20 protein-coding genes and 1 riboswitch are annotated in these 24,247 nt (G+C 43.0%); of the genes, 11 read left to right on the top strand and 9 right to left on the bottom strand.

Annotated elements, in window-relative coordinates; all coding sequences use genetic code 11:
- Nucleotides 1-24 precede the first annotated feature (24 nt).
- The 3 genes from GO620_RS06940 to GO620_RS06930 all read left to right on the top strand — a co-directional run bounded on the left by GO620_RS06940 (nucleotide 25) and on the right by GO620_RS06930 (nucleotide 2,615).
- Entirely contained in the window at nucleotides 25-969 is a 945-nt protein-coding gene (locus tag GO620_RS06940) for a phosphoribosylaminoimidazolesuccinocarboxamide synthase (RefSeq protein ID WP_157523751.1), read from the top strand.
- A 341-nt stretch (nucleotides 970-1,310) separates the two neighbouring features.
- The gene (locus GO620_RS06935) at nucleotides 1,311-1,688 is read left to right on the top strand and encodes an STAS domain-containing protein (protein WP_157523750.1); all 378 of its coding nucleotides are present in this window, start codon (nucleotides 1,311-1,313) and stop codon (nucleotides 1,686-1,688) included.
- Between the two features lie 15 nt (nucleotides 1,689-1,703).
- Nucleotides 1,704-2,615 (top strand): ribonuclease Z, encoded by a 912-nt coding sequence (locus GO620_RS06930; protein ID WP_157523749.1) that lies wholly within the window; start codon nucleotides 1,704-1,706, stop codon nucleotides 2,613-2,615.
- A 127-nt stretch (nucleotides 2,616-2,742) separates the two neighbouring features.
- On the opposite strand, the gene GO620_RS06925 is transcribed toward GO620_RS06930, so the two are convergent.
- Nucleotides 2,743-3,687, bottom strand: coding sequence for an MlaD family protein (locus tag GO620_RS06925; protein ID WP_157523748.1), 945 nt, complete (start codon nucleotides 3,685-3,687; stop codon nucleotides 2,743-2,745).
- A 28-nt stretch (nucleotides 3,688-3,715) separates the two neighbouring features.
- A complete protein-coding gene (locus tag GO620_RS06920; protein ID WP_157523747.1) occupies nucleotides 3,716-4,570 on the bottom strand; it encodes an N-acetylmuramoyl-L-alanine amidase family protein in 855 nt (284 codons plus the stop codon).
- Between the two features lie 52 nt (nucleotides 4,571-4,622).
- Here GO620_RS06920 and GO620_RS06915 point away from each other — a divergent pair, with 52 nt between their 5' ends.
- The 3 genes from GO620_RS06915 to GO620_RS06905 are packed head-to-tail and all read left to right on the top strand — an operon-like array spanning nucleotide 4,623 to nucleotide 10,311.
- Nucleotides 4,623-7,355 carry a putative LPS assembly protein LptD gene (locus GO620_RS06915; RefSeq protein ID WP_157523746.1) on the top strand — a complete coding sequence of 911 codons (2,733 nt, stop codon included), beginning with the start codon at nucleotides 4,623-4,625 and terminating at the stop codon, nucleotides 7,353-7,355.
- A 3-nt stretch (nucleotides 7,356-7,358) separates the two neighbouring features.
- The gene (locus tag GO620_RS06910) at nucleotides 7,359-8,603 is read left to right on the top strand and encodes a competence/damage-inducible protein A (protein WP_157523745.1); all 1,245 of its coding nucleotides are present in this window, start codon (nucleotides 7,359-7,361) and stop codon (nucleotides 8,601-8,603) included.
- A gap of 49 nt (nucleotides 8,604-8,652) precedes the next feature.
- A complete protein-coding gene (locus GO620_RS06905; RefSeq protein WP_157523744.1) occupies nucleotides 8,653-10,311 on the top strand; it encodes a dihydrolipoamide acetyltransferase family protein in 1,659 nt (552 codons plus the stop codon).
- 70 nt (nucleotides 10,312-10,381) lie between these two features.
- Here GO620_RS06905 and GO620_RS06900 read toward each other — a convergent pair whose 3' ends face one another.
- The 6 genes from GO620_RS06900 to GO620_RS06875 all read right to left on the bottom strand — a co-directional run bounded on the left by GO620_RS06900 (nucleotide 10,382) and on the right by GO620_RS06875 (nucleotide 17,787).
- Nucleotides 10,382-11,161: a polysaccharide deacetylase family protein gene (locus GO620_RS06900; RefSeq protein ID WP_157523743.1), complete on the bottom strand. Its 780-nt coding sequence runs from the start codon at nucleotides 11,159-11,161 to the stop codon at nucleotides 10,382-10,384.
- The gene (locus GO620_RS06895; RefSeq protein WP_157523742.1) at nucleotides 11,142-12,095 is read right to left on the bottom strand and encodes a glycosyltransferase family 2 protein; all 954 of its coding nucleotides are present in this window, start codon (nucleotides 12,093-12,095) and stop codon (nucleotides 11,142-11,144) included. Before GO620_RS06895 ends, GO620_RS06900 begins: the two co-directional genes overlap by 20 nt.
- Nucleotide 12,096: 1 nt before the next feature.
- A complete protein-coding gene (locus GO620_RS06890) occupies nucleotides 12,097-13,263 on the bottom strand; it encodes a glycosyltransferase family 87 protein (protein ID WP_157523741.1) in 1,167 nt (388 codons plus the stop codon).
- A gap of 240 nt (nucleotides 13,264-13,503) precedes the next feature.
- Nucleotides 13,504-14,559: a homoserine O-acetyltransferase family protein gene (locus tag GO620_RS06885; RefSeq protein ID WP_157523740.1), complete on the bottom strand. Its 1,056-nt coding sequence runs from the start codon at nucleotides 14,557-14,559 to the stop codon at nucleotides 13,504-13,506.
- A 60-nt stretch (nucleotides 14,560-14,619) separates the two neighbouring features.
- Entirely contained in the window at nucleotides 14,620-15,942 is a 1,323-nt protein-coding gene (locus tag GO620_RS06880) for an O-acetylhomoserine aminocarboxypropyltransferase/cysteine synthase family protein (RefSeq protein ID WP_157523739.1), read from the bottom strand.
- Between the two features lie 236 nt (nucleotides 15,943-16,178).
- Nucleotides 16,179-16,285, bottom strand: a riboswitch (SAM riboswitch).
- Between the two features lie 380 nt (nucleotides 16,286-16,665).
- Nucleotides 16,666-17,787 (bottom strand): trans-sulfuration enzyme family protein, encoded by a 1,122-nt coding sequence (locus GO620_RS06875; protein ID WP_157523738.1) that lies wholly within the window; start codon nucleotides 17,785-17,787, stop codon nucleotides 16,666-16,668.
- A gap of 121 nt (nucleotides 17,788-17,908) precedes the next feature.
- On the opposite strand from GO620_RS06875, the gene mqnE reads away from it, so the two are divergent.
- From mqnE to GO620_RS06855, 4 genes are read left to right on the top strand one after another with little or no spacing between them, the layout of a single operon-like run.
- Nucleotides 17,909-19,102 carry an aminofutalosine synthase MqnE gene (gene mqnE, locus GO620_RS06870; RefSeq protein WP_157523737.1) on the top strand — a complete coding sequence of 398 codons (1,194 nt, stop codon included), beginning with the start codon at nucleotides 17,909-17,911 and terminating at the stop codon, nucleotides 19,100-19,102.
- Complete coding sequence (locus tag GO620_RS06865; protein ID WP_157523736.1) at nucleotides 19,102-19,722, top strand: histidine phosphatase family protein; 621 nt, start codon at nucleotides 19,102-19,104, stop codon at nucleotides 19,720-19,722. Before mqnE ends, GO620_RS06865 begins: the two co-directional genes overlap by 1 nt.
- Nucleotides 19,723-20,469: a menaquinone biosynthetic enzyme MqnA/MqnD family protein gene (locus GO620_RS06860; protein ID WP_157523735.1), complete on the top strand. Its 747-nt coding sequence runs from the start codon at nucleotides 19,723-19,725 to the stop codon at nucleotides 20,467-20,469.
- 60 nt (nucleotides 20,470-20,529) lie between these two features.
- Entirely contained in the window at nucleotides 20,530-21,336 is an 807-nt protein-coding gene (locus tag GO620_RS06855; protein ID WP_198173516.1) for an SDR family oxidoreductase, read from the top strand.
- Nucleotides 21,337-21,370: 34 nt separating this feature from the next.
- Here the strand turns inward: GO620_RS06855 and GO620_RS06850 are convergent, their stop codons facing one another.
- Nucleotides 21,371-23,107 carry a phospho-sugar mutase gene (locus GO620_RS06850; protein WP_157523733.1) on the bottom strand — a complete coding sequence of 579 codons (1,737 nt, stop codon included), beginning with the start codon at nucleotides 23,105-23,107 and terminating at the stop codon, nucleotides 21,371-21,373.
- A 210-nt stretch (nucleotides 23,108-23,317) separates the two neighbouring features.
- On the opposite strand from GO620_RS06850, the gene GO620_RS06845 reads away from it, so the two are divergent.
- On the top strand, nucleotides 23,318-24,202 hold the full coding sequence (locus tag GO620_RS06845; RefSeq protein ID WP_157523732.1) for a TIM barrel protein: 885 nt from the start codon (nucleotides 23,318-23,320) through the stop codon (nucleotides 24,200-24,202).
- Nucleotides 24,203-24,247 lie beyond the last annotated feature (45 nt).

Genomic DNA, 24,247 nt, shown 5'->3' with positions numbered 1-24,247 from the left:
CGTCTCACATCTCAAATCTATACTATGAACGCCATAAAAGAGACCCGCTTTAATTTTCCCGGTCAAACGTCACTTTATAAAGGCAAGGTACGTGACGTTTACACTATCGATAATAAGTACCTGGTGATGGTGGTTAGCGATCGCATCTCCGCCTTTGATGTGGTTTTATCTGAACCTATTCCTTTTAAAGGGCAGGTGCTCAATCAAATTGCCGCCAAATTTTTGGAAGCGACTAAAGATATCGTGCCCAATTGGGTTGTTAACGTGCCCGACCCATCTGTAACTATTGGCCGCATTTGCGAGCCGTTTAAGGTTGAGATGGTAATACGTGGTTACCTGGCAGGCCACGCCTGGCGTGAATATAGCGCAGGCAAACGGCAGGTATGCGGCGTTGCACTGCCGGAGGGTTTAAAAGAAAATGATAAACTCCCAAATCCCATTATCACTCCTACAACCAAAGCCTCTGTAGGGCATGACGAAGATATATCTAAAGAAGAAATCCTTTCCCGAGGTATTGTATTGGCAGAAGACTATGAAAAGCTCGAGGCTTATACTAGGGCTATATTTGAGCGTGGAACTCAGATAGCTGCTAAACAAGGGTTGATATTGGTTGACACCAAATATGAGTTTGGAAAAGCTGGTGAACAAATCTATCTAATAGACGAAATCCATACCCCGGACTCATCACGTTATTTTTATGCAGATAGTTATGAAGAACGTCAGCAGAGAAATGAACCCCAGAAGCAGTTGTCAAAAGAATTTGTACGCAAGTGGTTAATAGAAAATGGTTTCCAGGGAAAGGATGGACAAGTGGTTCCGGAGATGACGCCTGAAATTGTTGAATCTATTTCGGACCGCTACATTGAACTATATGAGCAGATAACCGGCGAGCGGTTTGTAAAAACAGATACTGCTGATGTTTTAAAAAGGGTAGAGGCTAACATAAATCAAGCGCTTAGCATGCTTTGAACTGGCTATTCATTCGCGTCAGGGATAGCAGCGAAAAGCCCGCATCCGCCGCAGGCGGAGAGGACTTGCAGCGTATAGCCCGACCCGAGTATTGCGAGGGTGACGCCCAACAAAAAGACACTATAGCATCTTTTATTTCACTTTCATTTACAGATTCTCCAAACACTATTTGCTTTTATTCACTCCCAAGCTTCACCCAAATAGCCATTCTTAGAGGTGTCACCCTCATATTGTCGAAATGCAGCATCATAACTATCATTAATAATTAGTTTTCACCACCAAATCTCCGATTTTTATTTACAGGTAAAATAATTATATCTTAGCCCAATAATTCTACGATAATGAAATTTACTATTGATAAACACGAGAAGTATGTTGTAGTGAAGTTGAATGAATCAAAACTGAATTCATTATTCACACCTCAGCTTAAATCAGAACTGATATTGATCAACGCCGAGGGGCAGCGTAATATCATACTGGACCTTTGCCAGGTTAAGTTTGCAGACTCGTCTGGTCTTAGCAGTTTATTGGTAGGCCACAGGCTTTGTAAAAATGCCGACGGTGTATTTATTCTTGCTTGTCTTAATGAAGCCGTACAACGCCTGGTTACTATTTCTCAATTAGATACCGTAATGACTATAGTCCCTTCTGTTGAAGAAGCTATCGACCTTGTTTTTATGGAGGAGATAGAGAAAGAACTAAAAAAGGAAGTAAAGTAAACCCTCACAGCTGCTATGAAGTTTGAGGTAACCATACTTGGTAGCAGTTCTGCAACGCCTATTTATAACAGGAATCCAACCTCGCAGGCGTTAAATATCAATGAGCATATTTACCTGATCGATTGCGGCGAAGGCACGCAACAGCAAATGCTTAAGTTTGATGTTAAGGCCAGTCGTATAGATCATATTTTTATCAGCCACTTGCACGGCGACCATTATCTCGGTCTTGTGGGCCTGCTATCGTCTCTCCATCTTAACGGGCGCACTAAGCCACTTAAGCTTTTTGGTCCTGCACCGCTTAAAGAGATCATAGAGTTGCAGTTTAAGCACTCTGACACTCACTTGCAGTACCAAATAGAGTTGTATGCTACCGACGCTACGACCCATCAGGTCATATTAGACAATCAGGATATCTGTGTAGAAACGTTTCCGCTTGATCACCGAATCCCTTGTACAGGTTTCCTGTTCAGGCAAAAGAAATTGCTGCGTAAGATCATCAAAGAGAAAGTAGAGCCGCTAAATATTCCGGTTTCATTCTATTCGCAATTGAAACGCGGATTAAACTATGTGGCGCCCGACGGAACAATTCATCAAAATGGTGAACTAACAAAGGACTCCAGCGCGCCAAAGAGCTATGCATATTGTTCAGATACTATTTACAATACCAGCTACTTTCCGTTTATTAAAAATGCCGACTTGCTTTACCATGAAGCTACGTTCCTACACAATATGCTGGACAGGGCTATACAGACCTTCCATACCACAGCATGGCAAGCCGGTGAGATTGCAACAGAAGTGCAGGCAAAGCAGTTACTTATAGGGCACTTCTCTGCCCGCTATAAAACACTGAATGATCTGCTTGAAGAAGCACAGCAGGTTTTCCCTGATACGCAATTGGCTATAGAAGGTAAGACGTTTGAGGTTTAAAGTTTCTAAACCAATCCATCATGTCGTTGCGAGCCGCAGTATGCGGCGCGGCGATCCCGTAGAGTTCAATGGGAAAGCGACGAGATTGCTTCGTGCCTCGCAATGAAAAATTGTTTATTTAAAGGTTCTATTTATCCTTACGCCCGAAAACAGAGAAGCTCACGTAGCGGCTTGGATGTGCTTTAAGATCAATAAACAGATTATTAAGATTTGCAGAAGCCGCATTCAGGTTATTATACATCCTGTCGTCGTTAATTAGTAGAGACAGTGTCCCTTTACCATTATTGATCTTGTCGACGGTAGCCTGTAGGTTAGCCATTGTTTTATTCGCATTTGCAAGCGTTTGGTTGATGTTTCCATTAGCCAGATCACCGCTAAAACGGTCGAAGTTAGCAGTTATGTTGTTCAACCTGCCGGTGCTGGTCTTTAAGTTTTCTGTAACAGCCTGTGCATTGGTCATAATGCCGTTGATATGGCCGCTTTGCGAACCAACAATAGCATCTATTTTCTTCGAAGTGCTTTCAAGCGTTTGCAAGGTATTGGCAATACTTTGGAAACTGCGGTCCACGTTTTTCTGGAAATTTGGGTTTACTATCCTGTTTACAGATGCCAGGGTGGAATCCAGGCGCGAGATTAACATTTCAGCTTTTTTCTGTACCGGCTGCAGGCTTTCTGCCAAACTGCCCTGAATATCCGCGCGGAGCGTATCCTGATCTTCAGCATTTTCTTTACTGGTGCCCAATTCAAAGACTATAGCTTTACTACCTAATAAGTCGGTGCTTTCTAATTTCGCCAGCGTATTAACCGGAACGTTATATTTATGCTGTATCTTGAATTGAACGATCGTCTGGCCGTCGCCGCGCAGTTCCATTTTAGAAACTTTACCTATGGGAAAACCATTTACCAACACGGGTTTAGAGACGGTAAGGCCTTCTACATTTTTATAGATAGCATAAAAACGATCGTCGGTAGAAAATACGTCGGCACCTCTTAAGTAGCTGTAGCCTAATATTAATACAACAACAGCAACAACAGCCAATATGCCAACTTTAGTTTCGTTAGAGATTTTCAAGATATGATATTTTAGATGTATACGTAATTTAATTCACCATTTCAACTTCGGCCTTGTATGTCTTTATAGACCTAATCAAAGTGGCTACAATTTCATTTTGTCCTTCATCAGAGTTTAAATATTCCTCGTCTTTAGGATTGTTAATATATCCGGTTTCTACCAATACTGCCGGCATAGCGCTATGGCACAAAACTAATATGCCCTGTTCGCGTACACCTTCGCTCGGCCTGCCGTCTGTGTCTTTAAATTCGTCGTTAATGATATCTGCAAAATGAATACTGCGCTTGCGGTATTTGTTTTTAAATGCATTAAGCAATATCATTTGTGTAGGGTCGTTAAAGTCGACAGCGTCTGCACCTTTAACATCTTTATCCTCAAATAAGTTTTCGCGAAGCGCCGCAGCTTCTTCTTTATCACGGTGAAAGCCATAAACCAATAGCAATACTCCACGTCCGGATTGATCCGGGATGCGTCGCCTGCGGCCGTTAACAGTCACCACTTTATCTGACAAAGAGTTGCAGTGCAGCGAAATAAAAAGGTCGCCTTTTGCCTCGTTGGCAATGTCAGATCTTTTTTGCCATAATATGTCATCATCAGTAGTGCGGGTCATCACCACGTTTACATCAGGCACTTCTTTTTGTATCGCTTTCTGCAATTTAAAAGCCAGGGCAAGCGTTACATTCTTTTCTACAGAGTATGCACCGTTAGCTCCCAGCCTTTTACCGCCGTGACCGGCATCAACAACAATGGTACGTAATTTATAACCTGTAGGTGTAGAATCTCTTTTTGCACTGTCGGGAACGGCCTTAAATGAGAACAATGACAGTGATAGAAGGAATAGTGAGGTAGAATAAATGATTGTTTTGAATGCTTTATTTTTCATTATTTTTGAACGCGGATAGCTTAGACCGCAGAAATATCATTACTAATTAATTTTGAAATTCGCCAGGTTCTTATCTATCTTATTGTGTCTTGTACTGGCGAAAGCATCATTTGCTGTAAATCATAACGCTTTTCAAACAAAGATATTGGCAGATCAATCGCCAAACAGAGACACTTTGCCAAAATATCTCACTCCTGAAAATAAGATACTACCTAATGCGAAGCCCACTAAAATTACAAAAAAAAATGCAACCGTTGCAAAGGACACCACCAGGAAGGCGTCGAACGGATTGGAAGATATTGTTACAGCAACATCGGAAGATTCATCTTATACCGATAACGCAACCAAAATACAGTACCTATATGGACGTGCAAGGGTTAAATATCAAGATTTTGAGCTGGATGCTGACTTCATCCGTTTAGACCAAACTAAGAAGCTGATATTCGCCAGCGGTTTGATAGACCCCAAAACACATCGTTACGTTGGCCGGCCAATCACCAAACAAAAAAATGAAAAGCCAGCCGCGGCTGATTCATTATATTACAACTACGAGACTAAAAAAGGTAAGGTGTGGAACCCCGCTTCCGCGCAGGATGCCAACTTTCTTTCGGGCGGTGAAGCCAAAAGGCTTAATGAAGACGAGGTTGCTTACCACAATGTGATCTATAGTACTTGTGACTTGCCGTATCCCGATACGCACTTTGGTATTGTGATCACCAAAGGTATAGCTACGCAAAAGCAAATTATTTCCGGACCGGCTTACTTAGAAATTGAAGGCGTACCACTGCCATTGGCTATTCCGTTCGGGTTTTTTCCGAAGCCTAATACTCGCGCATCGGGCGTAATATTGCCTTCTTTTGGTGAGGATGCCAGGCTGGGTTTCTATCTGCGCAATTTTGGATACTATTTAGGCTTTAATGATAATATCGATCTGCTGACCAATGCCACAGTATACTCGCATGGAGGTTTCGAACTAAGTGAGCAATCCCGTTATCTAAAACGTTATCGTTACACCGGCGATGTTACCTTAAGTTTTTCTTCCCTTAATTACGGCAACCCCGGCGATCCGCGGACTAACAGTTTCAACATCCGCTGGAGCCACACCCAAGATCCTGCGGCGCATCCCGGCTCAACGTTTAACGCTTCTGTAAACGCCGGAACTTCAAGCTATTATGCAAACAGCCGGGCTAATACAGGTTATAGCTTGCAACAAATTACGCAAAACAACTTACGGTCGAGTATATCATATGCCAAAACATGGGCTGGTACACCTTTTAACTTTACCACCAGTTTATCACATGCACAAGACCTTACTAGGAAAACCATTGACCTGGAACTTCCTTCGTTCAACTTTAACATGACCAGTATCAGTCCATTTGATTCGAAAGAGCGGGTAGGCGAACAGAAATGGTATCAAAAAGTGTCTGTGAGCTACACGGCGCAGGGGACTAACAGGTTATCGCAAATCCCTGAATCACAATTATTTCAAAGCGGCGTATTATCCCGCCGACTGCAAACCGGTTTAAGACAAACATTGCCGGCTAATTTAAACCTCACGTTTTTAAGGTTTTTTCAGTTTGGTATCAATGCTACTTACAATGAATACTGGAACCTGCAAAGCATTAACAAGTTCTACGACCGTAACAATCTTAACAGCGGTAATTCCATCCCTACAATTGACACCATTGCAGGCTTCAAACGCGCGGGCGAATATAATCTAGGAACCTCGCTGTCAACTAAAGTATACGGCACTTATAACTTTAAAGGGTCGGGTAAGTTACGAGCCATTCGCCATGTGCTAACGCCAACTTTATCATTTAATTACAACCCAGACTACAGCAGGGCATGGTATAACCAAACAGTTGTAAGCCAGGCCACAGTGCCTTACCCTTATACTTTTCAGCGCTATTCAATATTCTCAAATTCTGCATATGCCCCGGGCAGTGCTCAACGGCAGGCAGGTGTCGGTATAACTTTAGACAACACCATCGAAGCTAAAGTGCGGCCTAAGGCTACAGATACCTCACAAGTAGATAAGAAAATTCAAATATTGCAGGGTTTTACTATATCATCCTTTTACAATTTTGTTGCAGACTCCTTTAAACTTTCGCCAATTAACTTTAATGGCCATACTGCTGTATTCAATCAGCGTTTAAATATAAACTTTGGCGGTACCTTATATCCCTATAAAGTGCTTCTGCGGGATTCGATATCTAATAACCAGATAGGCAGATACCCGATAGTTAAAGACCAATACGCTATTCCGAAGCTCACCAATTTCTTCGCCTCCGCAAACATTAGCTTTAATTCACGGGCTAAAACGGTTGCCAACAGGGGGCAGGGTGTAAATAATGCGCCATTGCAAGGCCTTACTCCGGAACAAGCCGAACGTCTTTCGCTTATCAACCAGGATCAAAGCGCGTTTGTGGACTTTAACGTGCCATGGAATGTCAACGTAAGCTATACGTTTAATTACTCGCTCTTAAATTATTTAGGCACCAGTGTTACCAATACCATGCAGCTGCGCGGCGACGTAAGCATCACTCCAAAGTGGAAGATAACTTATTATTCTGACGTTGATATTCGCAAGCAAACATTAAGTACCGCTCAGTTTGGTATCTACCGCGATTTGCATTGTTGGGACCTGTCCATCCAGTGGATACCTTTTGGTTATTTGAAGATGTACACAGCAACACTAAGGGTTAAAGCGTCAATACTGCAGGACCTGAAATTGAGTAAACGCAACGATTACACCAACAATCAGTTCTATAATCCGTATTACTAATACATGTTAGCAGAGATCATTACCATTGGCGACGAAATATTAATAGGGCAAATAGTTGATACCAACTCGGCATGGATGGCCACCCGCCTAAATTCGGTGGGTATAAGGGTAAAGCAAATATCGTCCGTTTCTGATGATGCCGATCACATTCTTACCGCTTTGGCGGAGACGCATAAACGCGCGGATGTCATTCTGATAACTGGTGGACTTGGCCCGACTAAGGACGACATCACCAAAAAAACACTGGCGCAATACTTTAATGTTGGTTTTAAACAGGACGACGGCGCCCTCGAGAATGTAAGACGCATTTTCGCCAGATACAACCGTCCATTGCTGGACGTGAATATTAAACAAGCCCATGTGCCCGAAAATTGTGAGGTGATCCCGAATAATAACGGTACAGCCCCGGGCATGTGGTTTGAACATGAGGGCAAAATTTATATCTCCATGCCGGGTGTTCCATTCGAAATGGAATATATGATGGATGAAACTGTTATCCCGAGACTGGAACAGCGTTTTAAACTTCCAAAAGTTATTCATAGAACCATCTTAACCGTTGGCGAGGGTGAATCTTTTTTAGCAGAGCGTATCGCGGATATCGAAGACAGCCTGCCGGCACATATCAAACTTGCCTATCTGCCAAAACTTGGCCAGGTGAGATTACGTTTAAGCGGCTATGAGGATGCTGGGGGAACGCTTGAACAAGAAATCGGCGACTATTACAAACTCATAGTAGATCGGGTGAAAAACGTTGTTGTTGCCGAAGATGATGTAGCTCTGGAGAAAGCGATACTAAACCAACTAACCGAACGCGGGCAAACTTTATCTGTTGCAGAAAGCTGTACAGGCGGATACATATCCCATCTGTTCACCAGGCATCCTGGATCATCAGCAGTATTTTTTGGCGGCGCAGTTTCATATTCTTATGAGCTTAAAGAAAGTTTGCTTGGTGTGAAAAATGAAACGCTTTGGCAGCACGGTGCAGTAAGTGAACAAACCGTTACCGAGATGGTGGAGGGTGCGTTGCTGAACTTTAAATCTGACTATGCGATAGCCGTTACGGGTATTGCCGGGCCTGGTGGAGGCCTCCCCGATAAGCCCGTAGGCACTGTCTGGATAGGTGTTGCAAAATGTGGAAAAACCGTGGTCAAGAAATTCACATTCGGCTCTAAGCGCCTGCAAAACATTGAAAGGACTGCTATAGCGGCCCTCGGAATGTTGAATACTTTATTGCAGGATGTTAATTAAAAATTAAGGAAAGCCTTATTTTTGAGCCATCAATATTCTATCGTTACCAATGTCTGACTACCAATTGTTATTGCCAAAAATGGGGGAGAGTGTTGCAGAAGCAACCGTGATAAGATGGCTGAAAAACCCTGGCGATACCATTGAGGCAGATGAGGCTGTGTTAGAGATCGCTACGGATAAAGTTGACTCCGAAGTTCCGTCGCCTGTGGCGGGGGTACTAAGCCAGCAATTGTATAAGGTAGATGATGTAGTACAAGTTGGCTCTCCGCTTGCCGTTATACAAACCGGTGCCGCTCAATCCACCGCGCCTGCAGCGCAACCAGCACATGTAGCTGCGCCGACCGTTCAAGAGCAATCAGCTCCGGCATCGCAACCTATAGTATCTTCTCCTGCACCTGCTCCGCAAGCAGAGCCTGTTAAGTCGGCTCAAATACCGGGTATAGATCAGCTGCAAAATAAAGCAGCAGCCAAAGCAGATAGCAATGGCGGCAGTAAGTCCGGCAGATTTTATTCGCCGCTTGTAAAAAGTATTGCCAGCCGCGAAGGCATTGACATAAACGATCTCGCCAATATACCGGGTACGGGTTCTGAAGGCCGCCTCACCAAAGACGACCTGCTTAACTATCTGCAAAGCAAAAAGGTTGCACCTCAGCAACAAGTAAGCGAAACTCCTCAGTCTGCGCCACAAGCATCAGCACCTGCTGCAGTAAGATCGCAGCAGGAATCAGCACCCGCTCCGCAACCTGAGTCCGTTCAACAAACACAAGCACCTGCTGCTGAGCCAAACGCCGCGCAGCAGCCTGTTAGGAGCCAACCGCAAGTATCACAACCGCAAACATATCAGCAACAACCTGCTTATCAGCAACAGCCGCCACCGTATGTATTTTATCCGCAGATAATTATGCCGGGGGCTTATCCGCAAAACGAAGCTGCTCAGCAGCCATCATCAGCTCCAAAAGCTGACGACGTACCGCAAAAAAAGGCGGTCTCTGTTGGCGGCGAGGACGAGATCATAGAAATGAACCGCATGCGCCGTTTAATTGCCGACCACATGGTTGACAGTAAGCATAGTGCGCCGCATGTTACCTCATTTATAGAAGTGGATGTGACAAATCTTGTGGCATGGCGTGAAAAGGCTAAAAAGGTTTTTGAACAACGCGAAGACAGTAAACTAACGTTTACACCAATATTTGTCGAAGCAGTTACTTACGCTATCCGTGCTTTACCAATGATCAATGTATCTGTTGATGGTTACAACATCATCAAACGGAAGAACATTAATATAGGTATGGCTACAGCGCTGCCAAGCGGTAATCTTATTGTGCCGGTTATTAAAAAGGCAGACGAATTAAGCTTAGTTGGCCTCGCCAAGGCAGTAAATGACTTGGCAGACCGGGCTCGAAAAAATAAATTGAAGCCCGAGGAAATACAAGATGGTACTTTTACAATCACCAACGTTGGCACCTTCGGTAACCTGATGGGTACACCAATCATCAATCAGCCACAGGTCGCTATCCTTGCAATAGGCGCTATTAAAAAGAAACCGGCGGTTGTAGAAACCCCATCAGGTGACGTAATAGCCATTCGCCATATGATGTTCCTGTCTTTATCATACGATCACCGCGTAGTTGATGGTTCTCTTGGTGGTGCTTTTATCAAAAAAGTATCAGACTATCTGGAGTCTTGGGATATCAACAAACAGATATAAGTTAAAGACTTTTTGAGATTGGCCAACAATTTGCCTTTCGGATGTCGGAATAACTTCGACATGCGGTAAATTATTTGCGCAACTGCATAACAAAATCATCAGTGCGCTGAAATCCGTAAACCATGCTTTTTGCCCAGGCAATAAAGTCATCAATACGTTTCACAAAAGCCTCTCCGGTGTTTTTAACCACGTAACCTGGGAAATTGTATTCATCAGGTTTATCCAGATCTGTAAACTCCCACGGATGAAAATACAAGCTCAAGTAGCCATCTTTTTTATGCGTGGTTTTGCATAAAAATTTAAGCAAACCCATTGGCAGATTGTGAAAGCTTAACCAAAACAACGGAAAGCGGACCAATGGTGAAACCGACGATGGTAATTGAAGTACATTATGGAACTTAAACCACGTGCGTGGTTTACTAAAGTTATTATACCGGCCGGGCAGCCACGTCGGATTGATAGAAGAGTTATATATGTAGCCTGCTTTTTCTATCTCGCGCTCATCTACAGGCATCATACGCGCCATGCGGTAACCAATAACTGGATTTTGGGTAATCTCTTCGAGTTTAAGTTTTGACTGTAGCAAATGCTCAGGCTTAAAATCAGAATGATAATAACCATGTGATGCCACTTCATGCCCACCTTCTAAGATGGCGTTGATCACGTCTGGTTTGTGCATAGCATAGTTTGCTGTGCAATAGAATGTAGCCTTAACGGAATGATTCTTTAAAATATTAAGTATCTTGTAAGTGCCTTCGGTAGAAACGTCCAACTGTTTTTCGAATGAGATTTGCCTGTTGTACTCGAGCGGCATATCAAATTCTTCTATATCAAAGCTTAGTAATATCATCTTTTACTTCTGGTAAGTTGGTCGACCTGATTATATAATTTGGCCGTTGCTTGGCCTGCATAAATAGTTTACCGAGGTATGTGCCAATAATACCCAATACCATTAATTGTACACCGCCAAAGAAAACCACTGTCGCCAATAAGGATGACCAGCCCGATACCACATGCCCGGAAAAGTAACTGATGAGGATATAAGGAATATACAAAATAGCAGCTGCAGAAAAGAATAAGCCAATGCCTGTCGCGATGTATAACGGTCGTACGCTAAAAGCAGTCACGCCTTCAACAGCGAAACGCAGCATCTTTTTTAAGGTGTATTTGCTTTTGCCTGAGAAACGCGCATCTGCCGTGTAACGGATGCCATATTGACGAAAACCTAACCATTTAATAAGTCCTCGCATAAAAAGCCCGTTCTCATTGAGCTCGCTTAACACGTTGGCCACTTTACGGTCTATCAGGCGAAAATCTGCGGTGCCCTTTTCAAGTTTGGTGTCGGATAACGAGTTGATGAAACTATAGAACAGATCAGATGATTTAGTCTTAAAATATGTTGTTTCATCCTGATATTCCCGAAGCGTATAAACCACATCAAAACCTTCTTCCCATTTCTCTATAAACTGCGGGATCATTTCCGGTGGATGTTGCATATCACCATCCATACTAATGATGGCATCGCCGTTGGCAAAATCATATCCTGCTTTTAAAGCATTCTGATGGCCAAAGTTGCGCGACAGTTCAAGATAATAAAAGTTGCTATCTAAGCCATTTAGGTTTTGCAGCTTTTGAAGCGTTCCGTCGCTGCTGCCATCATCCACAAATATTACATCATAATCATAGTTAATGGTTTGCAGCACTGCACTAAGCCTGCGGGCCAATTCCTCTATATTGCCAGCCTCATTAAATGAAGGAATAATTACAGATATCTTCTTTCTCATGTCAGACAGCAACAGTAGAATTTGTCGGTTTGAATTTTCGGGTCAAGGTTTCGTGAATGATCTTTAACCATATCAGTAAGCAAGGTAAGGCTTTTAACGCGTACGGCCTTATGAAGTTTCTATTGACAGATTGAGGGAACAGATCTGAGGGTGACAGACTGGTTATTATAAGCGCAAAGACAAGCAAAAATATCTCAAATCCGCTTACGGGCCGTTTTAAGTTCATAAACCAAATACCCACACCGGTAAAGGCGATTATGTAGGTTGGCGACTCGGAACCGGTACTAAAAATAACTGTAAACAGCAGCACCGAACACAGCAGTAGTAATTGGTAATTTACGTTATTAAACAACCTGGTGCGGATATAAGCCATAAGCAGCAGCGCAAAACCAGGTAAGATGACCAGCACGTTCGACAAATTGTGGAAGCCAAATATGCGCCGGATCATACCCATTACAGAAATATCCTGCATAACCGAATCGGTATTTTCGTTGTTCTTATGGGCGAGGCTGTTATACCAATCGTGATAACATTGAATCACAAAGTCTTTTGATGAGATGAGCATTGGCGCGACAAATAGCACCACCATCCACATAAGAAAAGTCCAGATAAATTTGAGTTTATCTTTAGAGAAGAAGAAGAACGCAAGGCCTACAATGCCGTAAAGTTTGATATAAATACCAATGGCTATCATTAGCGTAGCCCAGATGTCTTGCTTGCGGTTTACAAAAACATAGCTCATGATAATTAGCGCAGTCATTGTAGGATTAAACTGCACGTTAAACGATGCTGTCATCAATTCATGCGCGCAAATCAGAAGGATTGGCACTTTAAGGATTTCTTTTAGAGGCAGCTGCGTTATCGCGATATAAAGCATTAACGCGTTGAACATCACCCAAAGGATAACACCAACAAAATCCGGGACGATGGTGAAAGGGGCGATCAGCAATGCAAATACAGGTCCGTAATGGTTACTGTCAAAAAAATGGGCGGGTTGCTGGGTATATAAATTCTCGTGGTGGGTAAGGTTGATGAAAACGTATTTATAAATAAACCAGTTGTTTATCTGATGCCCCGCGGCTTGCTTTATAACCGCGAATAAACTTAGTCCAAACCATAAAACGGTAACTACATATTTATTGAGCAGAAACTTAAAACTGTTAAGCATTAACTATGAAGCGGGTTATTGGTCACAAATATAAGAATAGGATAGAGAGTTGGCAGAGGGCCTTAACGACAAAGGGTTCCGCAGAAGCGGAACCCTTTAAATTACCGGAAACGTCTATACTATTTTAATGCTTTGCTTATCTGACCCCTTGTAAACTCGGCAATAGCTAAACACGGCAATCGTACAATATACGTAGTTGATACAGTCTCGGTTTTCAATATTTTGAATTTATTTTAAATATTAGGCCGATTGCTGCAGATCTATGATTTTCCCCTTTACATCCGCTTTAAAAAAAGACGTTATAATATTGGTAAGAGTTTCAGTTTCAATTAAAAAGCCATCGTGGCCGTAAAACGAATCAACTTCTGCAAAGGCAGCTTTTGGTATGTGCTGAAACAAATACTGCTGTTCTTCAATCGGAAATAATAAATCACTTTTAATACCGATGACCAATGTTTTAGCAGTTATAGCGCTTAAGGCTTTCTCTACACCTTTGCGGTTACGGCCTACATTGTGAGAGTCCATCGCTTTAGTCAAATACCAGTAACTATAAGCATTAAAGCGTTTAACCAATTTTTCGCCCTGGTATCCCTGGTATGACGAAGCGCGGAACCCGTCTGAGTTATTGTCTTCTTCTTCCTGTTGAGTAACTGCGTATGTTTTATAGTTTCTATAAGAGAGAAGCGCGAAGCTGCGTGCTGCCTTTAAACCTTTTGCTCCACCATCGGGTGAATTAGCATAGAAGGTGCGATCAGAAGTAATAGCCAATCGCTGCGATTCATTGAACGCTATGCCCCAGGGCGAATGTTTGGCATTGGTTGCTATCAGTACCAAGTTTTTAATCCGTGAAGGTTCCAATATACTCCACTCTAATGCTTGTTGCCCACCTAACGATCCCCCAATGAGTATATTGATCTGGTTGATACCTAACTTATCGGCTAGTAATTGATGCGCTTGCACAATATCACGTATCGTAAACTTAGGAAAGCTAAGGTAGTATGGTTCTGAAGTTTCGTTATTGATAGTTAGCGGGTTATCTGTGCCATACGGTGACCCTAATATATTCGCGCAAACTATAAAATGTTCGTCAGGGTTAAACAGGTCATTTTCGCCGAATAAACCTTTCCACCAATCAAAAACGTCGGCATTGGCGGTAAGCGCATGGCAAACCCACACTACGTTGTCCCGGTGCGTATTCAATGTACCGTAGGTGTGGTAACCAATTTCCAAACCTTTTAACTTTTTGCCCGATTCTAAGATGAACGGCTCTGCATGCTGATAAATTTGTGTGTCCATAGAGAATAAACCTCTCCTCACCTTGACCATGAGGAGAGGCAGTAACAATAAAAAAACTAATTACACCAATTCAAGTTCGCCGGCGTTCACTTTGGCAAAAGCTTGCTCAAAATCGGCCTTAATATCATCTATATGCTCAATGCCTACAGAAACGCGCAGCAGGGTAGGTGTCACCCCGGCAGATAGCTGCTCCTCGGCTGATAATTGTTGATGCGTGGTTGCTGCAGGCTGAATGATCAGCGTTTTGGCATCGCCCACGTTTGCGAGGTGGCTTACCAGTTGCAGTGCATCGATAACTTTGCCGGCGTTTTCCTTATCGCCATTTAGTTCAAATGAAAGCACCGCCCCAAAACCGTTTTTAAGGTACTTTTTTGCGTTTTGGTAGTTAGGTGAAGATGTAAGGCCCGGATAAATTACTTTAGATACGATAGATTGCTGCTCTAACCATTGTGCCAATTCAAGGGCGTTATCAACATGGCGCTGCACGCGCAGCGACAATGTTTCCAGGCCTTGAAGTAACAGGAAAGAATTGAACGGCGAAAGTGATGCACCGAAATCGCGCAAACCTTCTACACGGGCACGAATGATATATTGGATGTTACCAAAATCACTGCCTACGCCAAATACGTCAGAGAATATTAAACCATGGTAGCCTTCGGCAGGCTCAGTAAATTGTGGGAATTTACCGTTGCCCCAATTGTAGTTGCCGCCATCTACTATCACGCCGCCAATGCTGGTTCCGTGGCCGCCTATCCATTTTGTTGCCGACTCGACAACAACATTTGCTCCATGCTGCAAAGGTTTTACCAGGTAACCAGCCGCGCCAAAAGTGTTATCAACTATCAATGGAATATCATGGCGTTTGGCAACTTCTGCAACCTTCTCAAAATCAGGGATGTTAAAGCCAGGATTGCCAATGCTTTCCAAATAAATAGCCTTGGTGTTGCCATCGATTAACTGCTCGATGTTTTCAGCAGAATCATCGGCAGCAAACCTTACTTCGACACCAAGGCGTTTAAAGGCCACTTTAAATTGATTGTAAGTACCACCATATAAAAATGGCGAGGTAACGAAGTTATCTCCGGCTTGTAAAATGTTGTTTAACGCGATAAACTGAGCTGCTTGTCCCGAACCGGTTGCTAAAGCTGCCACACCACCTTCAAGAGCGGCTACGCGCTGTTCAAAAACATCTGTTGTTGGGTTCATTAAACGGGTATAAATATTCCCGAATTCTTTAAGCGCGAACAGGTTAGCCCCATGTTCGGCGTTTTTAAACACATAAGACGTGGTTTGATAAATTGGTACCGCGCGTGAACCAGTTGCCGAATCGGGGCTCTGACCCGCGTGTAATTGCAGTGTTTCGAATTTCAAGTTTGCAGACATTTTGCGTAGATTTTTAAGATTTTTAAAAGATTTGAGTTAAGACAAATTGAGACGCACCCCTTGCAGGGCATCACACAGTTCCGGGAAAAATTGAAAGGGAATGTGTTAGCTAATTAGCAGCAGCAACAGCAAATGCACATACAAGTGCGGGCTTTAACGGGAATTAAAACCAAAGTGTTATCCTTTTTAGGATTGAGAAATTGACCGATGATGTGAATTAGCTTTTCCATTTTTGTCATTTATATTTCCCGGTGTTATTTGCCGGGTCAGGAATTGGCACCTTCTTGTTGTCAAGGGTTGCCAGCGGGTCAGAGCCTGTTCTCTCGCCGCTTCTTTATAAATCAAAAACCAATTTGGAGATTGATCCTGGTATTGCTACCAAATAATGTTTCAAAGGTATGTGATAAAAAGTTTAATATCCAAATAAAATTTGCAGAATATTTTTTGTCTACGTTCGGACCACTTTAGAAATGAATGAAACTTGCAAAAAGATTAATCTTCTTAGCCAAACAAAAATTGGCAAGAAGAATTATTGCATAGATAAAAAAGCATTGAAATAGACACCCAAATAAATTACCCGATAGCTATACTTATTGTCATAGCTGCTATCATTTTCATTGTGCTTTTAATTCAGCGTAATATAAAAGACGAGCAAGATTTTGAGCGAGATGTTACCAAATCTGAGTTAAAGCCTAACGATCATAAAGACCGTAATCGTGGCATTTAAATCTCATCTAAAGCCTGGCTTATATCGGCAATCAGGTCATCTATATGTTCGAGACCTACAGACACCCGCAGTAAGTTCCATGGTGTTTTAGTATCAGGCGGCTCAACGGCTGCGCGATGCTCTATCAAACTTTCTACTCCGCCCAGGCTGGTTGCACGGGTAAACAGTCTCACGCTTTGTATCACTTTTATGGCATTTTCTGTGCCGCCCTTAACGTTGAAGGATAACATGCCGCCAAACGCTAGCATCTGTTCTTTAGCCAACTCATATTGCGGGTGAGAAGGCAGCCCCGGGTACATTACGTTTTCAACTTTTGGGTGCTGCTCTAAAAACTCGGCTAACAAGTGCGCGTTGTGAACGTGTCCGCGCATACGGTACGGCAATGTCTTAATACTTCTCACTAAAAAATAACAATCCATTGGTGCCGGCACGGCGCCACCCAATTGTTGAATATTGCGGATGTTTTGCCACCAACCATCATTCTTTGCTGTGACCAATGCGCCACCGGTGATATCACTATGACCGCCAAAGTATTTGGTTGCTGAATACATCACAATGTCAGCACCTAAACTTAAAGGCAATTGACAGATAGGTGATGCAAATGTATTGTCACACACTACTTTAATATTATTTTCGTGTGCAATTCGCGTCAATCTTTTGATGTCCGAAATTTTTAGCTGCGGATTAGACGGCGTCTCTATCCAGAGCAATCCTGTATTTGGTTTGATGTAGCTCTCAAGTTTGCTTGCATCTGTCAAATCAACAAAGTCAAACTCCAAAATACCATTGAACATGGCTTTTAGCTGGCTATTTAGACCATGGTACATATCATCCGGAGCAATGATATGTGTACCAGGTTTTAGCGATTGAAAGATAGTCATACCCGCAGCATTGCCTGATGAAAATGCCGCCGCATCTGCACCACCTTCTAGCGCACAAATCACCTTTTCCAGTTGCGCGCGATTTGGATTATCGGCCCTGCCATAAATAAAACCCTTAGGTGTAGAACCATCATCGTCGCGAACGAAAGTGGTTGACATAACAATGGGCTGTATAACCGCGTGCGATCCTTCGTCGGTATGGTTGCCCGCATGTATGGCTATGGTTTCTTTGTGCATGGTTCAAAAGTAAAGAAGAATTTAAAATTAAGTCGACAGGCGGTACAAACTTTTTGTTACATAAAATTGATAATCAAACGCGTCAATTATTGCTATTTTTGTACCATCCAAAGCGATTTTGATGCACGCTGAACAACAATTACAACTACTGCTTAATGATACCCGCTTAGCCAAAGACCTAAGGCAAATTGCTGCAAAGGTATCCAGGAGTGAGCGCATTTCATTTGAAGAAGGTGTATTGTTATATGAGAAAGGTGAATTGGGTTACCTCGGTATTTTAGCAAACTACATACGCGAAAAACGACATGGCAACAACACCTATTTTAACCGCAATTTCCATATAGAACCAACCAATCTTTGTGTATATGATTGTAAGTTTTGTTCGTATTCCCGCCTGATAAAAGAGCGTTCTCAAGGGTGGGAATATACTATGGACGAGATGCTGGACATTGTCAAAAAATATGATAATGAACCCGTAACAGAAGTGCACATAGTAGGTGGTGTATTGCCACAGTATGACCTGCCGTTTTACAGCGAATTATTTACGCGGATAAAAGAGCATCGCCCCGATTTGCATGTTAAAGCACTCACCCCGGTAGAGTATCACTATATTTTCAAAAAGGCTAAGGTTGATTACGCCACCGGTATGGCTATGATGAAGGCTGCCGGACTGGAAAGTATGCCGGGCGGCGGAGCAGAAATTTTCCATCCGGAAATACGCGAACAGATTGCCAAAGATAAATGCACAGCTGACCAGTGGCTAGATATTCATCGCCAGTGGCAAAAGTTAGGCATGCGCTCTAACGCGACTATGTTGTACGGCCACATTGAAGAATTTAAGCACCGTGTTGGCCATATGGAGCGACTTCGTCAGCTGCAGGACGAAACCGGTGGTTTTCAAACGTTTATCCCATTGAAATTCCGTAACCAGGATAACCAGATGTCTAACGTTCCTGAGTCGACAGTAACTGAAGACTTGCGTAATTATGCTATCGCGCGTATTTACCTTGATAATTTTGATCATATTAAAGCGTATTGGGCGATGATCAGCCGGACAACGGCGCAGCTATCGCTAAATTTCGGTGTTGATGACATTGATGGCACACTGGATGATACCACCAAAATCTATTCTATGGCCGGTGCGGAAGAGCAAAAACCTGCAATGAGTACCAAAGAACTGGTATACCTGATAAAAAATGCCGGTCGTGTAGCCATTGAACGCGATACGCTTTACAACATAGTTACGGACTTTACCAATTACGAATTTCCCGAAGAAGTTAAACCTCAATTTTACAGGTTACCTGTTGTTAACTGATGCCGGATAAACTGCTCTACATTGTCCGCCACGGGCAGACAGACCTAAACAAGCAGGGGATAGTACAAGGTCGGGGAATTGATTCCGACCTTAACAATGAAGGCCGTAAGCAGGCAGGTCAGTTCTTTAATGCTTATAAACACATCCCTTTCGACAAGATATATGTATCAACACTAAAACGCACGCAACAAAGCGTTCAGCCTTTTATCGATCTGGGAATCTCTTTTGAGAAGCTAAGCGGATTGGACGAATTAGCGTGGGGCATAATGGAAGGTAAGCCTAGTTCCCCTGATACTAAAGCGACGTTTTTGCAATTGATGCGCGACTGGACTGGTGGTCGTTTAGATGCAAAAATTGAAAACGGAGAAAGCCCGAATGAAGTTAAAGAACGGCAGTTAAAAGCTTTGGACATCATTTTAAGCCATCCAGAAGAAAAAACGGTTTTGATATGTATGCATGGCCGGGCGCTTAGACTGTTGCTTTGCCTGTTAACAGGCAAGCCACTGAGCAAAATGGAAATGTTTCCACACCAAAACCTCATTTTATATAAGATAAGCTATGACAGCCAGCAGTTTAAGATTGTTGACTTTAACAGTGATGTTCATTTAAAACATTTTTAGTTGGATAAGATAAAAATATCGGCAGTTAGCTATACTAACACTAAGCCGTTTCTATACGGATTGCAGCATACTGCAATTCTTGATAAAATAGACCTCAGCCTTGATAACCCATCAGACTGTGCACAAAAGTTAATTGACAACCGGGTTGATATAGGTCTTATACCTGTTGCTGCCACACTGGATTTACCTGAGTGGCATATCGTTTCTGACTATTGCATCGGCGCAGACGGCGCCGTAGACTCGGTTTTCATATTCAGTAACTGTGACATTAGCAAGGTTAAATACCTTCAGATGGACCCACAGTCACGGTCATCTAACTACCTGGCTCGTGTACTTCTTAAAAACCATTGGGGAATATCGCCACTGCAATTGGTAAACGCCGACGATTACAGCGTATCTAAAGATGAGCAAACAGCGTTTGTACAAATAGGCGACCGCACATTTGGCAAAAGAGACAAATACCCCTTCGTGTATGACTTGGCCGAAGAATGGAAAAGGCTGACCGGCTTACCATTTACATTCGCGGCGTGGATAGCTAACAAGCCCATTCCTGACATATTTATTGATGAACTCAATATTTCACTAAAATATGGTCTCGATCATAGGGCAGATCTCTTTAAAGAATTGCCAATGCGCGATGATTTCGATATCAAGGATTACCTCATCAACAAGATACAGTATCCGCTTACCGAGGACAGAAAGAAAGCACTTTTCTTATTTCTTGAATACATAAAAGCACTCAATTAATTTTTACGCCCGTCCAAACATATCTGCCTCACTTTTATTGCTTAGGTAGACATAATGACAATGGACAATCAAATTCTCAAAGGTCAAGCAGCGCTGGTAACCGGCGGTGACAGTGGTATAGGTAAAGGCGTGGCTTTAGCGCTGGCTAGGGCAGGCGCGAAGGTTGTAGTAAATTATGCTCATAATCATGATGCTGCAACCGAAGTAATTAAGGAAATTACCGATATAGGCGGAGAGGCTTATGCCCATGGTACGGATGTTAGCCATGAAGGCGACGTGCAGGACATGTTTAAATTCATGTTTGAAAAGTACGGCACCATTGATATACTGGTAAATAATGCCGGACTGCAAAAAGACGCAAGGTTTCTAGATATGACGTTGGAGCAGTGGAACACCGTCATTGGCATTAATCTTACAGGTCAGTTTTTATGCGCGCGTGAGGCAGCAAAAGAATTTATCCGCAGGGGAGTGGTAGAAGGTGTGAGTAAAGCTGCGGGGAAGATCATCTGTATGAGCAGTGTGCACGAGGTTATTCCATGGGCCGGCCATGTTAATTATGCCACAAGCAAAGGCGGCATTATGATGATGATGAAAAGCATGGCGCAGGAATTAGCGCCTCACAAGATCAGGGTAAATTCTATAGGTCCGGGCGCTATACAAACACCTATAAACAAAGACGCGTGGGATACACCCAAAGCTTTAGAGAAACTCTTAACCTTAATTCCTTATGGGCGCATCGGTCAACCGGCTGACATAGGTAACCTTGCCGTTTGGCTCGCATCTGACGAGTCTGATTACATTACCGGCACTACTATCTTTAGCGATGGCGGTATGACTTTGTATCCGGGCTTTGCGGATAATGGGTAAACAAAATGAGCCGCATATCGCGGCTCTAAAATTTTTATACTCCCAAATCCTGGATGATCTTATCGATCTTTGCTTCAAGCGCGTTATCCGTTGCTTTATATTCGTCTTTATTATTAAGCTTGCCGTTTACGCTGCAATAGAATTTGATCTTAGGTTCTGTACCAGAAGGTCTTGCAGAAATGATGCTGCCATCTTCTGTGATAAATTGCAGTACGTCTGATTTTGGAAAATCCAGCTTGCTGGTCTGGTTTGCTGCTAAGTCGGTTTCCGTACCTTTCTCATAATCCTTTAACGAAACAACTTTCGAGCCGCCTAAAGTCGCAGGAGGGTTGCTGCGGAATTTCTCCATCAATGCTTTGATATCTTCGGCACCTGTTTTACCTTTTTTCGTAATCGATATCAGCTTTTCTTTATAGAAGCCATATTGCACGTAGGTATCAAGCAATGCCTCAAACAAGCTGCTGCCTTTATCTTTATAGTATGCGGTCATCTCGGCAATGAACGCGCTAGACACTACCGCGTCTTTATCGCGCACCAATTCGCCAACCAGGTAACCGTAACTTTCTTCACCGCCGCCTATAAAGGTTTCTTTGCCTTGCAGTTGTGTCATCAACTCACCAATATACTTAAAGCCGGTAAGTGTGTTGAAGTATTTTACATTCTTAGCCCTTGCGATAGCCTCTATTAAATTAGAGGTTACAATGGTTTTAACAATGTATTGTTTACCGTCAAGCTTGCCGGCGTCTTCCCAGGCGCTTAATAAATAATTGATAAGCATACTACCGGTCTGGTTACCGTTAAGCAAGATGAACTCACCATCACTGTTCTTAACGGCAATGCCAACACGGTCAGCATCAGGGTCGGTGGCCAACACAAGATCAGCATCAACTTCAGCAGCTTTTTTCAAGGCCAGGGTTAGCGCTTCTTTTTCTTCAGGGTTTGGATAAACGACCGTAGGAAAGTTGCCATCAGGTGTGGTTTGCTCATTAACCAGGATCACATTCTCGAAGCCGAACATCTCCAAGGCTTTCGGCACCAGGGTAATACCGGTACCGTGTATGGGAGAGTAAACAATCTTCAAATCTTTCTGACGCGCGATGGCATCTTTCGATATCGACAGTTTAGTAATGCCATCGAGGTAAAGCCGGTCTATCTCTTCACCAATTAGCTCAATGTTGGCATCTACGCGGTCAAATTTTATTTCATCTACGCTTTTGATCGCTGCAACCTCATCCATTACTGCCTGATCTTCGGGGAACACAAACTGACCGCCATCGGCGCCGTAGGCTTTATAGCCATTGTATTCTTTTGGGTTATGCGAAGCGGTGAGCATTACACCGCTTTTGCAACCAAAATGGCGAACTGCAAATGAAAGTTCAGGTGTAGGGCGCAGGGCTTTAAAAAAGTAAACATGTATATCGTTTGCAGAGAACACTTCGGCGGTGATATTTGCAAACACGTCAGAATTATTACGGCTATCGTGAGCTATCGCTACACTGATCTTTTCACCCGGATATTTCTTTTTCAGGTAGTTTGCGAGGCCTTGTGTAGCAGAGCCAATAGTATATTTGTTTATACGGTTACTTCCCGGGCCCATTGTGCCGCGCAAACCGCCTGTACCAAATTCAAGGTCGCGGTAAAATGAATCTGTCAGTTCGGTAAAAGCTTGGTCGTCCAGCATTTTTTGTATCTGCTGTTTAACGTCGGCATCGTAGCTGCCATTAAGCCATGAGTTAACTTTGTCACGTACGGGAGCGTCTAATTCCTGCATTTTGCGTTCTTTTAAGTAGGTTGGTTTATGAGGTTGTTCAAATATGATAATAAAAACAATTGCTCAAATTGTTTTCAATAAAATAATGGTTAGCGCTAAAGTTTGTTTGCACCCGATAAATTTAATTGCGGTTAAACTAAAATTGATGTTACAAGTCTTTTATTCAATAAATATTATGGTAGTTTTACCATAACACCAATTAAACCCATTATGACTACAAGACGTTCGTTTTTGAAGACCTCGGCCGTGATTTCTGCCGGCCTTATGGTTGGTCCAAACCTTTTTGCTTACGATAAAAAATACATCGGCCTGCAGCTTTATACCGTGCGCGACCACATGTCTAAAGACCCTAATGCAACACTTGCACGTGTGGCGCAAATAGGCTATAACTCTGTGGAAGGCGCAACCTATACCGGCGATGAGAGGTTTTATGGAATGGACCCGGCAACTTTTGCTAAAGCATTAAAACAAAACGGTTTGATCATGCCAAGTGCGCATTACCGTTTAGGTGAAGAGCAAATGAATGGTAGCAGCCAAAAAGGAACTATCCTAAATGATTGGGACCGTGCAGTTGATGATGCCTCTGCAGTTGGTATCAAGTACATGGTTTGTGCTTATTTATCGCTACCTGAACGTGGCGATCTTGAACACTACAAACGTACAGCCGAAGCTTTGAATAAAGCCGGCGAACGTTGCAAGAAGAACGGCATACAATTGTGCTATCACAATCACGATTTTGAATTTAAACAAGAAAACGGTCAATATCCGTATGAGATATTGTTAAACAACACCGATAAAAATCTCTTAAAGATGGAGATGGACTTGTATTGGGTGACCAAAGCAGAGCAAGATCCGATTGCCTTGATAGACAAGCATCCGGGCCGTTTCCCACTGTTCCATGTGAAAGATATGGATACGACCCCACAAAAGAGGTTTACCGAGGTAGGTAACGGTTCTATCAACTTTAAGAATATATTTAGGCATGCCGATAAAGCCGGGTTAAAATACTTCTTCGTTGAGCAAGACATCTGCCCTGGCGACCCTTATGACAGCATAACCAAGAGCATATCTTATATCAAAGCAAACCTGGTATAACAGCAAATTGATCTATGTATGGAAAGCCTTTCTGCAAAACGGAAA

The organism is Mucilaginibacter ginkgonis, assembly GCF_009754905.2.
Classification (GTDB): domain Bacteria; phylum Bacteroidota; class Bacteroidia; order Sphingobacteriales; family Sphingobacteriaceae; genus Mucilaginibacter; species Mucilaginibacter ginkgonis.
This window is presented reverse-complemented; position numbering and strand designations above follow the sequence as displayed.